The sequence below is a fragment of the Dyadobacter pollutisoli genome (genome assembly GCF_026625565.1).
GTDB lineage: Bacteria > Bacteroidota > Bacteroidia > Cytophagales > Spirosomataceae > Dyadobacter > Dyadobacter pollutisoli.
Genome location: NZ_CP112998.1, coordinates 7,676,251 through 7,688,350 on the forward strand (window position 1 = coordinate 7,676,251; position 12,100 = coordinate 7,688,350).

At 42.0% G+C, this 12,100-nt stretch carries 16 protein-coding genes, 2 tRNA genes and 1 pseudogene; 13 read left to right on the forward strand and 6 right to left on the reverse strand.

Annotated elements, in window-relative coordinates; genetic code table 11:
- Positions 1-34 precede the first annotated feature (34 nt).
- The 3 genes from ON006_RS32010 to ON006_RS32020 all read right to left on the reverse strand — a co-directional run bounded on the left by ON006_RS32010 (position 35) and on the right by ON006_RS32020 (position 3,583).
- A complete protein-coding gene (locus tag ON006_RS32010) occupies positions 35-1,570 on the reverse strand; it encodes a hypothetical protein (RefSeq protein WP_244821797.1) in 1,536 nt (511 codons plus the stop codon).
- A 66-nt stretch (positions 1,571-1,636) separates the two neighbouring features.
- Positions 1,637-2,383 (reverse strand): zinc ribbon domain-containing protein, encoded by a 747-nt coding sequence (locus tag ON006_RS32015; RefSeq protein ID WP_244821796.1) that lies wholly within the window; start codon positions 2,381-2,383, stop codon positions 1,637-1,639.
- A 99-nt stretch (positions 2,384-2,482) separates the two neighbouring features.
- A complete protein-coding gene (locus tag ON006_RS32020; protein WP_244821795.1) occupies positions 2,483-3,583 on the reverse strand; it encodes a Nif3-like dinuclear metal center hexameric protein in 1,101 nt (366 codons plus the stop codon).
- A gap of 160 nt (positions 3,584-3,743) precedes the next feature.
- Between ON006_RS32020 and ON006_RS32025 the strand changes: the two genes are divergently transcribed.
- The 9 genes from ON006_RS32025 (at position 3,744) to ON006_RS32065 (ending at position 8,317) form a co-directional block, all read left to right on the forward strand.
- Positions 3,744-3,817: transfer RNA gene (locus ON006_RS32025), tRNA-Asp, on the forward strand.
- 185 nt (positions 3,818-4,002) lie between these two features.
- Positions 4,003-4,299 (forward strand): hypothetical protein, encoded by a 297-nt coding sequence (locus ON006_RS32030; RefSeq protein WP_244821794.1) that lies wholly within the window; start codon positions 4,003-4,005, stop codon positions 4,297-4,299.
- A 91-nt stretch (positions 4,300-4,390) separates the two neighbouring features.
- On the forward strand, positions 4,391-4,735 hold the full coding sequence (locus ON006_RS32490; protein WP_244821793.1) for a four-helix bundle copper-binding protein: 345 nt from the start codon (positions 4,391-4,393) through the stop codon (positions 4,733-4,735).
- A gap of 456 nt (positions 4,736-5,191) precedes the next feature.
- Positions 5,192-5,662, forward strand: a complete 471-nt coding sequence (locus ON006_RS32040; protein WP_244821792.1) for an Lrp/AsnC ligand binding domain-containing protein — start codon at positions 5,192-5,194, stop codon at positions 5,660-5,662.
- 98 nt (positions 5,663-5,760) lie between these two features.
- Positions 5,761-6,114 (forward strand): PadR family transcriptional regulator, encoded by a 354-nt coding sequence (locus ON006_RS32045; protein ID WP_244821791.1) that lies wholly within the window; start codon positions 5,761-5,763, stop codon positions 6,112-6,114.
- 38 nt (positions 6,115-6,152) lie between these two features.
- The gene (locus ON006_RS32050) at positions 6,153-7,175 is read left to right on the forward strand and encodes an energy transducer TonB (protein ID WP_244821790.1); all 1,023 of its coding nucleotides are present in this window, start codon (positions 6,153-6,155) and stop codon (positions 7,173-7,175) included.
- Positions 7,176-7,326: 151 nt separating this feature from the next.
- Positions 7,327-7,851 (forward strand): 3'-5' exonuclease, encoded by a 525-nt coding sequence (locus tag ON006_RS32055; RefSeq protein WP_244821789.1) that lies wholly within the window; start codon positions 7,327-7,329, stop codon positions 7,849-7,851.
- Positions 7,852-7,929: 78 nt separating this feature from the next.
- Positions 7,930-8,106 (forward strand): hypothetical protein, encoded by a 177-nt coding sequence (locus tag ON006_RS32060; protein WP_244821788.1) that lies wholly within the window; start codon positions 7,930-7,932, stop codon positions 8,104-8,106.
- A gap of 137 nt (positions 8,107-8,243) precedes the next feature.
- Positions 8,244-8,317 (forward strand) — tRNA-Ala (locus ON006_RS32065).
- Between the two features lie 281 nt (positions 8,318-8,598).
- Here ON006_RS32065 and ON006_RS32070 read toward each other — a convergent pair.
- A pseudogene (locus tag ON006_RS32070) lies at positions 8,599-8,739 on the reverse strand (helix-turn-helix domain-containing protein); the annotation flags it as partial.
- Between the two features lie 45 nt (positions 8,740-8,784).
- Between ON006_RS32070 and ON006_RS32075 the strand changes: the two are divergent.
- Complete coding sequence (locus tag ON006_RS32075) at positions 8,785-9,099, forward strand: nuclear transport factor 2 family protein (RefSeq protein ID WP_244821787.1); 315 nt, start codon at positions 8,785-8,787, stop codon at positions 9,097-9,099.
- Between the two features lie 116 nt (positions 9,100-9,215).
- Here ON006_RS32075 and ON006_RS32410 read toward each other — a convergent pair whose 3' ends face one another.
- Complete coding sequence (locus tag ON006_RS32410; RefSeq protein ID WP_374760228.1) at positions 9,216-9,395, reverse strand: NAD(P)H-binding protein; 180 nt, start codon at positions 9,393-9,395, stop codon at positions 9,216-9,218.
- Positions 9,396-9,433: 38 nt separating this feature from the next.
- Between ON006_RS32410 and ON006_RS32080 the strand changes: the two genes are divergently transcribed.
- The 3 genes from ON006_RS32080 to ON006_RS32090 all read left to right on the forward strand — a co-directional run bounded on the left by ON006_RS32080 (position 9,434) and on the right by ON006_RS32090 (position 11,445).
- Entirely contained in the window at positions 9,434-9,928 is a 495-nt protein-coding gene (locus tag ON006_RS32080) for a hypothetical protein (RefSeq protein ID WP_244821786.1), read from the forward strand.
- Between the two features lie 396 nt (positions 9,929-10,324).
- Positions 10,325-10,609 (forward strand): transposase, encoded by a 285-nt coding sequence (locus tag ON006_RS32085; RefSeq protein WP_244825190.1) that lies wholly within the window; start codon positions 10,325-10,327, stop codon positions 10,607-10,609.
- A 5-nt stretch (positions 10,610-10,614) separates the two neighbouring features.
- Entirely contained in the window at positions 10,615-11,445 is an 831-nt protein-coding gene (locus ON006_RS32090) for an IS3 family transposase (RefSeq protein ID WP_267609902.1), read from the forward strand.
- A gap of 12 nt (positions 11,446-11,457) precedes the next feature.
- Here the strand turns inward: ON006_RS32090 and ON006_RS32095 are convergent, their stop codons facing one another.
- Positions 11,458-11,748 (reverse strand): hypothetical protein, encoded by a 291-nt coding sequence (locus ON006_RS32095; protein WP_267609936.1) that lies wholly within the window; start codon positions 11,746-11,748, stop codon positions 11,458-11,460.
- Positions 11,749-12,100: the final 352 nt, after the last annotated feature.

The window sequence follows — 12,100 nt, forward strand, 5'->3', positions numbered from 1 at the left end:
TCTTAGACGTAACAAATGGAAAAAGGTAACAACATTATTGTCCCAATTGGGTCAGAGCGGCCCGGGCTTTGTTGTCAATGCTGTTTTTGTATTCATGCTTTTTGTAAGACATGGCCTTTTTGAAGTATAGGGCAGCTTTTTTCTGTTCGCTTTTCTCCATAAAAATATAACCGAGCTGTAAAGCCGAAGCCGCTCCAAAGCCAGCGGCCGACGATTCTGAGAGCTGGATAGCACGTTCATAATAGGGTAACGATTTTTCGTCTTGTCTGGATTTTTGTAATATTCTTCCTTTGCGATAGTTAAATTCGGCCTTCTCGGTGATTGAGATAAAGGATTTTTCATTAACGCTTTGTATTAAGTCCATCGCGGTGTCAAGATAACCGCCGTCAGTGGCGTACCTTGCTTTGTATAATACTTTTTGTTGCCGGCCTATTTTTCCGGCCAGATATTCTTCTGCAATTCTCTGTGCAAACTGATCCGCTTCAACGATTGTACTACCGTTACCTGCTATTTTTCTGATGAAAGCATTTGCTTCCGGATCTTTCCCGTCCAGCCAGCGGCACATAAAGAGTTTGAGATTAGTGTCTTTCAGATAGTTAAATCCGTGGTAATGCTTTTGAAATAACAAATAATGGTCGTATGCGGCCTCATAGTCGCCTTTTTGCAGTCTAATTTCACCTCGCAGATATTGAAGAAAGGGAAAATCAATGTACATCGGACCCGATGGCGCCTCTTCCAGATAGTATGAAGCCTCCTCACTTTTACCTTCTTTCATTAAAACTGTTGTCGCAAAGAAATGGAGTAAGAGGTTATCAGGTTGTTCCTTTGGCCATTGCCGGATTCTGTTTTGCTGTGCAGGTGACAATTTTAATGTATAAGCGTGGAGTAGCAGATCGATAAGCTCCGCTTCCTGTTTGAAAAATGGCTCCTCTTTTGCGACTACTCGCAACTCATTGATACCCATGGTGATACTACCTTTCAGTCCCAGAATTTTGGCAACCCAAAGATAGTTATCCGGTATCGAGCCAATTAAAACGTGCAATAACCCTAGTGATTTTTGAGTAGGGAGGAAGTCGGGGAATGTTTTTCGGTTTTCTTCTAACAGTCGGTACGCTTTGATAATCTCCCAGGACCCACTAAGCTCATTACCGTATTTCAACTTAGCAAATGCCCAATGCATTCGTATTTCGGCCTGGAAAAAACGTTTGTAAGGAGAATTGTCAGGTAGCTTATCAACACTCGCGAGGCGCTGGTCTTCCTTTTGAGCTAGTATCTTATATGCGGCCTTGTCTTCTGAAATTAACAGGTAATGCAGATCTGCATAATTATCGAGGTAAGGAATAAATGCATTGGCCGACTGTTGGCCACGCTCAGCATCAATAAGCTGCCTGGCTGAGGGTAATCTTAATTTCTGAATTTCAAAATAGGCCTTTTGTAATCTGGGCGAGAAAACCACTCCATACTTAGTGTCCTCGGCGAATGTACGAAATGTAAGCAGCAGTAATGCGGCCACTACACATAGGAAGAGCCTGTTGTCTTTATCATTGCAGTGAAATTTTCCCCACTTCATTTTGCCCGAAACATAAAAAAAGGTTGTCTGGAAAAGACAACCTTTAAGGTCAATATTTGTAATCTGTTATCTGCGTTGGTGAACAGGTTCAACACTTTCAACATCGGCAAGAATACGGCCGCAGTGTTCGCAAACGATCAGTTTTTTGCGCTCACGAATGTCAGCCTGACGTTGTGGTGGAACAATGCTGAAACATCCTCCGCATGCGCCGCGGGAAACATGTACCACAGCAAGACCATTCATCGAGTTGTCACGTATTTTCTGATACGATTTCAACAGGCGGTCTTCAATTTTTTTAATGTGTTTTTCTCTTTCTGCGATCAATGCTTTTTCCTCTGATTCGCTTTCGCTGGTAATCACAGAAAGTTCGCCTTTTTTCGCTTTCAGGTCTTCATTTCTTTCGTTCAGAACCGATTCTGCGCGGTTAGCGTCATCTTCGATTAAACGGATACGGGCCCTGGCTTCGTTAATCTTCTTGTCAGCCAGTTGCATATCAAGCTCCTGTAGTTCTATTTCTTTGGTGATTGCGTCGTATTCACGGTTATTGCGAACATTCATTTGCTGATCTTTGTATTTTTTGATCAGCTTTTCACCTTCCTTCTGGGCATTTTTGAAATTATCAATCTCAGAATTCAGGTTGGCAATTTCACTTTTAAATTTTCCTAAACGAGTTTCGAAGCCAATAATCTCATCTTCCAGGTCCCGGACTTCCTCAGGAAGGTCTCCACGCGTTTTTAGTATTTCGTCAAGATTTGAATCAATTTCCTGTAGTTTCAGGAGAGAGTCTAATTTTTGTGCGATTGTGTTTTCCATGTATGTCTTTTATGGACTTGTTTCAATGCGTAATAAGTGAAGGTAGTCAGCCTGAATTCTCAACAGATAATCAGAAAAATAAGTTGATGAAATTACTTTCTAAACAAAATATCTAACCGGATTGGTATTGACTTCTGACAAACAGAGTGCAAAATTACTAAATTTTCCCGATAAATAGTTATACAGTAAATTTTTAGTGAAGACTTCGCTTTCATAATGGCCGATATCGCAGATCATAATCCTGTCTTCCGCGTCGAAAAATTCGTGGTACTTGTAGTCGCCAGTGATGAAGACGTCGGCCTGAGCCCGGATTGCGTCGGGTAGCAAAAAGCTCCCTGCACCGCCACAAATAGCGACTCGCTGAATGGATTTTGAGACTGAATCCGTGTATTTAATGACGCCGGTCTGCATCTGCATTTTCAGGAACCGGAGAAAGTCTTCCGCGGGCATTGGGTGTTGCAATTCGCCAAAGGCCCCGGCGCCAACTTCCTGATTTTCATTTTCTAATGCAGTCAGGTAATAGGCTACCTCTTCGTAGGGGTGGTGTTTTTTCAGTACAGCTACTATTTTCGATTGCAGGTGAGACGGAAACATTACTTCTGAACGATGCTCCCTGACCTCCTCGAGCGCACCATTGGAACCAATAACCGGATTCGCCAAATCTCCCGGTAAGAACGTACCGGTGCCCTCTGTTCTGAAGCTGCAATGTTCATAGTTGCCGATATGTCCGGCGCCGGCAGCAAAAAGGGCATCCAATATGGACTGAGTATTTTTGACAGGTGCAAAAAATGCCAGTTTCGTTAGCCATTGTTTCTTCGGAACGAGAACTTTCAGATTCTGCAGCCCTAGTTTCTCTCCGATTTGCCAGTTTACGCCTTTCGTAACATGGTCAAGGTTCGTATGGGATGCATAAATGGCCACGTCATTTTTAATGGCCTTGATGACGGTACGCTCCACGTAGTTTTTTCCATTCAACTTTTTAAGGCCTTTGAAAATAATAGGATGGTGGGCGACAATGAGGTTACAATTCTTTTTAATGGCCTCGTCAATTACTTGCTCGGTGACGTCGAGCGCGAACAATATACCGGCTACCGCTGTTTCCGGCGAACCTACCAGCAATCCGGCATTGTCGTAGCTTTCCTGATAGGCTAACGGAGCAAGTTTTTCAAGTTCGTGGATTACCTCTTTTATATGTATCATTTTGTATAAACTACAACTGTTTCATTTTCAGAATATTTCCTATTCAATCATTATCATTACACAAATAAAATAACTAAATTGGTGTCTCAGGTATTGCAATCGAAAATAATAATAGTAGTTTTGCACCACGTTTTACAGAAACGCGCTGTAAAAATGAAATGGTTTGGTAGTTCAGTTGGTTAGAATACATGCCTGTCACGCATGGGGTCGCGGGTTCGAGTCCCGTCCAGACCGCAAAAAAGCTCAGAGAGATCTGGGCTTTTTTCGTTTTCGGGCCAGTAAATTGGCATATTGCGGGAATCGTCGGGTTGACCGATAACTTACTCGAAGCGACCAATGCATAAATATATGGAGTTAATTGTTGACGAATCTGTAAGTTGGGAGGCATTCTAAGTGTCTATATAGCTTACAGTTTTCCTATGAAAATCATTTTCTGGCTTGCTGTTACCATTGAAGGAGGCACGTTCTTCCACTACCTTCGTAAAACGATGAATCTTTATCTGAAAGATCAACATGTTTATCCGGAGCAATATGGTAAGATTATCGTGCCAGCGGTGGTGATGGGAATTTTATTCTTCGGGAGTCTTCTAATCAAGTATGGTATAGGGAGCGACAAATATGCTACCTGGTTCGCGCTGATCCCCGCAATTGTTATGGTCTTAGCGTTTATTGCTATGATATTCGCGACTATTTTCCTTGGCGGAAAGGGACATTGATGATCTGAAAAAGATGGCATGATTTTCTGGGAAGTGTGACCGTCGAAATTCGTTCGGCAGAAACAAATTTTTATCAGAAAACAACAAGATTATGGCCCATCAGCAATTTCAACAATGTATCGATGTTTGCGTAGCTTGTGCTAACGCGTGCACTCATTGCGCTACTTCATGCCTGAATGAGCAAAACGTTGCTCATCTTAAAACGTGTATCCAGCTCGACCTCGAATGTGCGGTGATTTGTCGTGCAGCTGCTGAAGTAATGAGTTTGGGAAGTAGGTTCAGTGCGCATATGTGCCGGGTGTGTGCCGATGCGTGCAACGCGTGCGCGGATGAGTGTGAGAAACATGCTCAAATGGGGATGGAACATTGCCGCGAATGTGCGGACGCGTGCCGACACTGTGCGGCCACCTGTGAAGAGATGGCGACACCTGTCTAATGGGCATAAAAAAACACGCAGATTTCAAAATGAACCCGCGTGTCAAATTACACTTCATCAACAAACTAAAAACCAAATAAAACTAATACGAAAAAATTCGCTTGTCAAGTTTTTTTTGCTGTAGGAGGGGGATTCGAACCACCCACGGTGCGGTTAGCTACGGTACAAATACTGTTGGTGGTCCACCCCAGTCGACTTGCGTCGGCATTATGCCGCGTTTATCCCTTATTCACCACCCCCGAGACAGGAGGGCATGGCTGCCAATTTCATCACCCTACAATGTGATATTTCCAATTTATTTCTGGGAGATCAGGTCTCCTCTTCCATAATTTGGTTTTGCAAAACTAAAACTTCTAAACTTAAATATAAAATATTTTCATTTAAAATTGTTAAAATTTACAATTATTTCATAATTTGGTTAATTATTTTGTGAAAAATTCAAACTTTCAATACTAAATGCAGAAATATTCAGATATAGATAGCACCGACTTGCGCATTCTTTCTCTGTTGATAGAAAATGCTGCTTTACCCTACACCGAGATCGGTAAAAGAGTTTTCGTTTCTGGCGGTACGGTCCATGTCCGCATGAAAAAGCTCGAACAAATGGGTATCGTTAAAGGATCTCAGCTAGTAATCGACCCCGCTAAATTAGGTTGGGATATCAGTGCGTTTTTAGGAATTTACCTTGATAAAAGTTCTTTGTACGAGCAGGTGGCGACAGAGTTAGAAGGCATTCCCGAGGTAGTAAACATCCACTATACGACCGGTATTTACAGTATTTTCTTGAAAATAGTCTGCAAAGATACCGGACATTTAAGAGAAATCCTGCACGACAAAATACAAAAGGTCAATGGTATTCAACGGACAGAAACCTTTATTTCGCTGGAAGAGCGCATTAACCGGTCCATACCACTGGCGGAAAGTTAACAATTTGAAGAAACTGTTGCCTTCAAAAAATATTTCTGCTACATTTGTGTTGTATATATAAAAAACTTATATATATTTGTTTTATAAAAATCAGACTCATGGAGAATAACACAACGAGTAACGAATACGTCCGTGGTACATTGAAGACAATTGTGTTGAATTTACTGGCAGAACATGACCGGATGTATGGATATGAAATCACTCAGGAAGTAAAGGAGAGAACGGGAGGGGCCATAGCGCTTACGTTCGGTGCGCTTTACCCTGTATTACATAAATTGGAACAAGAAGGCTTACTGGTTACTGAATCAGTTGAAGTGGATGGCCGGTTAAGGAAATATTATTCCTTGACCACCCCGGGGAACGAGGCTGCGCGTAATAAAACCAATGACCTTGAACGTTTTATAGATGCAGTAAGGTTATTACTTGCGCCAAAAAGTCTAGCAACTGAATAAACTTTGTTACATGGCTAATATCTAAAAAAGATGACACTATGAAACGGCTTCAGGAAAATCGTATCGATCTGATAAATAAATACTTGCTCACAAGTAAGCTGGATCCGGAATTACTCCCGGAAATACTCGACCACCTGGCTTGTGAAGCAGAAGAGCGTCTATGGGATGGGAAGCCTTTCGAACAGATCTATCATAATATGATGGAAACTGCTGATGCGCAAACCCTCCTGAGCCTGAGTGTTGACCATCAAAATCTATTAGCCATGGAAAAATCGTTAAATGACATCGTTTTCGAAAACCGCAACAAGCTTTACGGCGCCTATGATCTGAGAAAAAACTACGGACAGACTATCCAGCGCTCGGTGCTGATGGGTGTAACGTTATTTTTATCTTTAGTAATGTTTCCGAAGCTTTATGCACGCCTGGTACCGGACGCTAAGCCGGACGATATCGCCTATATAATTGAGGCTAAGCCCATTGATATTTCGCCGGTAGAGCCTGTGAAACCTTTGGTTGAAGAAGCAGTCGCACCTGTGGCGAAAACCGTGCGGTCGTTGCCACCCGTTGTTTTGCCTGATGAGCGAGTGCAAATTGAGAACCTACCGCCTGTTATAGAAGACCTGGAAGCGGCGCAGCCCGCGTCTGCAACAGTGGATGGGGCAGATGATATCACAATTATAGTACCTCCGGTTGCGGAAACCGGAAATGCAAAAATCGCGATTGCCGAGGTTGAGGTAAAAAAAGAAGAAACATTTATCAACGTCGAGCAGGCTCCCCAATATAAAGGAGGGATCGAGGCGATGGCGGCATTCCTGCAAAAAAATCTGAGGTACCCGTCCAAGGCTGCACAGGCCGGTATTCAGGGAAAGGTATTTGTGCAATTTACAGTGGGATCTGATGGAAAAGTGGAGAGTGCTTCGGCACTGAAAGGAATTGGATTTGGCTGTGACGAAGAAGCACTGCGGGTCGTGAAGCTAATGCCAAACTGGATGCCTGGTCGACAGGCTGGTGTCCCTGTACGGGTTCGTTTTACATTACCTATTGCTTTCCAGCTGAATTAATTTTCAGGCATTGCGTAAATGCCTCCCGTTATTGAACAAAATCCTCGCTTCGGCGGGGATTTTTTCGTTTTTTTGTATTTTAATTTTGTAAAACCTGAAAAGCCTGCCATCTGGCAATGATATTAGCTAACATTCACAATTTAAAGCATACATGTACGCGATTGTCGATATAGAAACGACTGGGGGAGGAGGGACAGCGCGCATTACCGAGATAGCCGTTTTTAGACATGACGGTGAGCAGATCGTCGATGTTTTCCATTCATTAATTAATCCGGAGATCTACATTCCGCCTTTTATTACCCGCCTCACGGGTATTGATAATGCAATGGTCAAGGATTCGCCCACATTTTCAGAAGTGCAGGACCATGTTCGTGCATTGACCAAGGATGCTTGGTTTGTAGCGCATAATGCCAAGTTTGATTATGGTTTTATCAAGCGAGAATTTGGTGCTCTTGATGAATATTTTCAGAGGGATCTGCTGTGTACGGTTCAACTTAGCAGGAAGATATTTCCGGGGCTCAAATCTTACAGCCTGGGAAATTTGTGTCAAAGTCTTGAAATTATCATTGAAAACCGCCACAGGGCCCACGGAGATGCTGAGGCTACGGTCCGTCTTTTTGAAATGCTTTTGAGGAACGATATTCAGAAGCTTATCCCCATTGATTTTTATCAGTAGCATTCAACGCCCGGGAATCTGTGGAATGATTTTTTAGATTACACTTCTAAAATCTAAAACCTAAATTATTTCTTTCCAATGAAAGCACTTATTAACTGCCTCGTTATTCTCCTCCTCTCATTTACGCTGACCAGTTGTGAAGTTATCGGTGATATTTTCAAAACTGGGGTATGGACAGGCGTAATTCTGGTTGTTGCGGTTATTGCTATCATCATCTGGGCTCTTTCAAAGGCGTTTGGCGGCGGCAGAAGCTGATGACTCGAAAGCATTATGGGTTTTTATTACTTACAACATAAAAATGTAGGGATGCTTGTTTATAAAAATTCTCCGTTTCATCTTTGCACTCCCCAAAGGAGGGAGCAGGCAGCAGTTTTGCCTGTAAAGTTGAAATCGGGGGATTAGCTCAGTTGGCTAGAGCGCTTGCATGGCATGCAAGAGGTCGTCGGTTCGAATCCGATATTCTCCACTTGATAGTCAACCACTTACAAACGATTTGTAAGTGGTTTTTTTATTTAGGTCGAACATAGGTCGAACATTTTTATTCATATCGATTGAGTTTTTCTCGATTTCCTAAACATCAATTTTCGCGTTTTGTAAAGTTAATTTTGAAGTGATTGCTCTATTAACGGTTCTACTTATGCTTGTAGACCGTGAAATACAATGCATCTGCGCTTTTTCAGCTAATATTTGGCCGTAAGAAAGAAACTGACCCTAACCGAATCGCCCTTTCAATAAAAATGTCACTAGCTACTGGTTTATCATTCTAAACTCACTCGGAGTAAAGCCCACTTTTTGTTTAAAGAAGCGGGTAAAGTGTTGCGGATATTTGAATCCAAGTTCGTAAGCGATTTCGTTAACTGACTTGTCGGGGTCAAACATCTTTTCTTTAACATCCTGATACGGTAAAATTGGTAGGGATAGCAGTAATTGATAATGCAGGAAAACACAACCAATGACCAAGCCGCGGTGCTTGACACAGTTAGGCAATTAGCTCAGCTTATGATTGCCCGAGATACGGTAGCAATGAACAATATTCTGGACGAACATTATACACTGACCCACATGACAGGATATTTGCAGTCGAAATCAGAATGGTTCGGTGAAGTGCAGAAAGAAACCATGAAGTATTATTCTGCTCAGGAAGTCAATCATAGTGTAAAATTTACCGGTAACCAAGTCGAGGTAACGGTACAAAACAGGGTTGATGCCCGCATTTGGGGCAGCCGCAATACATGGCGGTTGCAGTAAAAAGTCCAACTGGAAAAGCGCAATGGAAAATGGATCATCTTGAAATCCGTTGCATCCACCTTTTGAAGGCGTAAAATTAATTTACTGCCCTTTTTTAATCAGCAAGCTGGAAAATGTTATTCCGGCTTGCTGATTCCCGGGTTTTCGTTTTGATGTAACGTAGGATTCGCCACAATCTCTGCCACAAATGCAGCAATACTTTTTCGTGAAATTGCGCCACCTGATTCAGGTTCGCCTTTTTGGGTTAGTACATATTCGATTTCATCACCAGTGGTAAACCAATCGGGTCTTAGGATCGTTTAGATGTAGTTTACGGCTCTCAAACAATTTTAATGTGATTATCAAGAAATTTTACATTATTCTCCTCATAACAACTTGCCTTTTGGGTTGCAAACCTGAACCAGAAGAGACCAAGACTGATCTATCTAGTGCTTTTATCGGCAAATACTCCGGGATATTAGCTCACGGCGATGCTCAATATCCACGCCTCACTCAGGAAAGGTGGGAAGTTGAAGTTTCTCGCTTAAACGAAACGGAAGTAAATTTGGATGTTCAAATCCAATTGCAGGAAAGAGTTAATGTATTTTCCCCATTTGTGAATACAGGTGATCCTGATATTATAGACTTTAAGCCAGGCAAAGTTGTGCCAGAAGATAAGTCATTAACTATCAAGGAAGAAGAGAATTATTTAAGCGTAGTAAAAAGCAAAGTTCGCATTAGCATGACAGGAAGGAAAAGGGACACTGATCTTCTGTTACTGGAAGTAAAGTACAATTATGAGTATCCTGGATCAACTCGGTCTTTCGCCATTTTGCTCGATAAAAAGTAAGTTAATGCGATTCTATGTGCGAGCTATCATTTAAAGCGAACATCGATTGATTTGATAACTTTTTTTGGTGTTGCCGGATAAGTTTTGATCTCGCTTAAAACTGTTTGAAGCCGCGGGTCCTGGCGATGATTTACCAAGACACTTGACCACCCAAATCCATTTACGATGGCAAGATGTAGAATTTGGTAAGGGACAATTCCTTTCTCATATGCCTCAAAAGTCGTTCTCAACACTTGCAAATAAGAATCGAAGTTAAGGTTCTGCATCGCAAGCAATGCATACAGTTTTGTTCTCGGACTGAGTTTTTTGTCAACGACGACAGTGTTATAGCAAGGCAGATTATAATACTCCCCAATAATTGGACAGCTACTAAAATTTCTAATTTAGTAGTTGACTATGAAAAGGGAACGTAGAAAATTCAGCGCGAGCTTCAAGGCCAAAGTGGCCATAGAAGCCATCAAGGAGGTAAGCACCGTCCAGGACTTAGCTTCTAAGTACCAAATCCATCCAACGCAGATTGCGGCCTGGAAACGAGAGTTTTTAGAGAAAGCCGAGTTGGTTTTCGACAAAGAGGCACCGGCAATAAATGAGGCAGAGAACTCTAAGGAGCAGGAACTGTACGCCAAGATCGGGGAGCTTCAGGTCCAGGTGGATTTCCTAAAAAAAGTCTTGGGGAAATGACAACCATGGAAAAACGCGAACTTATTTCTCCGGAATACATCAATCTCAGCGTTTCAGCACAATGTAAACTAATTGGTTTACAGAGGAGTAGCTATTATTTTAAGCCAAAGGGAGAATCGTTGGTAAATCAACGCCTGATGAAAGCCATAGACCGAAAGTTTCTGGAATGTCCATTTTATGGAGTGGAACGCATGACTGATTACCTGCGTGGCTTAGGTTACCACGTTGGAGTAAAGCGTATACGAAGGCTATATAGGCTCATGAATTTGCGCACGATTTATCCCAAACGCAACCTGAGCAAGGCCAAAGCAACAGACTACAAATATCCATATCTGTTAAAGGGCTTGAAAATTGAGTGTCCTAATCATGTCTGGCAGGCCGATATCACCTATATCCCGATGTTTCGTGGATTTATGTACATGTTTGCCATCATCGATGTGTATAGCCGAAGGATTGTCGGATGGAGCATATCGAACACAATGAGCATGGAATGGTGCCGGGAAATCCTCTTGGATACTATTCGTACCGAGGGACGGCCCGAAATATTTAATACCGATCAAGGTAGCCAATTCACTAGCCCCCACTTTGTTAACTCATTGTTAGGCAGTGGCATAAAGGTGTCAATGGATGGGAAGGGAAGAGCACTTGACAACGTTTTCATCGAACGATTTTGGAGGTCGCTCAAACAAGAATATGTATACTTAAACCCTCCCAACGGCGGTATGGATCTGTATAGAGGAGTAAAAACATATGTGGAATTTTACAACGGTCAACGCAAACACACCGGTACTGGATTTATCCCTAATGACTTGTTCTTTGAATCAAAAGCATCTTAATTAAAATTAACTTTATCCATTTGGCTGTCCAGTAAAACGGGAGTGTTTCAGATATATCTGAGGATCATCTGCTATCTTCCTAAATAAATTATCTCCGGCAAAGTCTTCCGGATGGAACAAAAAGTAGTAAAAGTCATCATCATCAGCGACGAAATGGATGTCTTGTGCTGCAAGCATCGATTTGAACTCCATCAAAAGTGTATCTCCATTTGATGTTTGGCCCTCCGCTCTAGCTTCCTTACCACAAGAAAGTGTTGTAGATGAGATGGTTAGAAGCAATCCTGAAAATAAGTATTTAATCATTGTGTTTGTGATTCGACATCAGTCAACTCATGAGATATTTGATAGATTTCAAGATAACTGAAAATAGCGGAAAACTGACCACGGCCGGGCGACCTCGCTGATTTCATCTATTCCTTCCCACGCCAGAATAGCATGTTTCTGTCGTCGCAATATTATTCTGAGTCCTTTCCGATGTTTGACAGGGAAGATAGCATCTGGATCCCCTCTTACTATCAAATAGCGAACCATGTCTTTCAGCCATCTTATTCGCTGGACATAAATGGATGACACAGTAATATTTAAGACCATGTTTTTTAATGTATCAAAATATATTTTTCTACTTGTGGTTGTATTTTAAAATAAACTTCCTACT

Bases quoted from the DNA above. Each gene is read 5' to 3' on its own strand.
- ON006_RS32010 (WP_244821797.1), bottom strand. From the start codon at position 1,570: ATGAAGTGGGGAAAATTTCACTGCAATGATAAAGACAACAGGCTCTTC.
- ON006_RS32015 (WP_244821796.1), bottom strand. From the start codon at position 2,383: ATGGAAAACACAATCGCACAAAAATTAGACTCTCTCCTGAAACTACAG.
- ON006_RS32020 (WP_244821795.1), bottom strand. From the start codon at position 3,583: ATGATACATATAAAAGAGGTAATCCACGAACTTGAAAAACTTGCTCCG.
- ON006_RS32030 (WP_244821794.1), top strand. From the start codon at position 4,003: ATGAAAATCATTTTCTGGCTTGCTGTTACCATTGAAGGAGGCACGTTC.
- ON006_RS32490 (WP_244821793.1), top strand. From the start codon at position 4,391: ATGGCCCATCAGCAATTTCAACAATGTATCGATGTTTGCGTAGCTTGT.
- ON006_RS32040 (WP_244821792.1), top strand. From the start codon at position 5,192: ATGCAGAAATATTCAGATATAGATAGCACCGACTTGCGCATTCTTTCT.
- ON006_RS32045 (WP_244821791.1), top strand. From the start codon at position 5,761: ATGGAGAATAACACAACGAGTAACGAATACGTCCGTGGTACATTGAAG.
- ON006_RS32050 (WP_244821790.1), top strand. From the start codon at position 6,153: ATGAAACGGCTTCAGGAAAATCGTATCGATCTGATAAATAAATACTTG.
- ON006_RS32055 (WP_244821789.1), top strand. From the start codon at position 7,327: ATGTACGCGATTGTCGATATAGAAACGACTGGGGGAGGAGGGACAGCG.
- ON006_RS32060 (WP_244821788.1), top strand. From the start codon at position 7,930: ATGAAAGCACTTATTAACTGCCTCGTTATTCTCCTCCTCTCATTTACG.
- ON006_RS32075 (WP_244821787.1), top strand. From the start codon at position 8,785: ATGCAGGAAAACACAACCAATGACCAAGCCGCGGTGCTTGACACAGTT.
- ON006_RS32085 (WP_244825190.1), top strand. From the start codon at position 10,325: ATGAAAAGGGAACGTAGAAAATTCAGCGCGAGCTTCAAGGCCAAAGTG.
- ON006_RS32090 (WP_267609902.1), top strand. From the start codon at position 10,615: ATGGAAAAACGCGAACTTATTTCTCCGGAATACATCAATCTCAGCGTT.
- ON006_RS32095 (WP_267609936.1), bottom strand. From the start codon at position 11,748: ATGATTAAATACTTATTTTCAGGATTGCTTCTAACCATCTCATCTACA.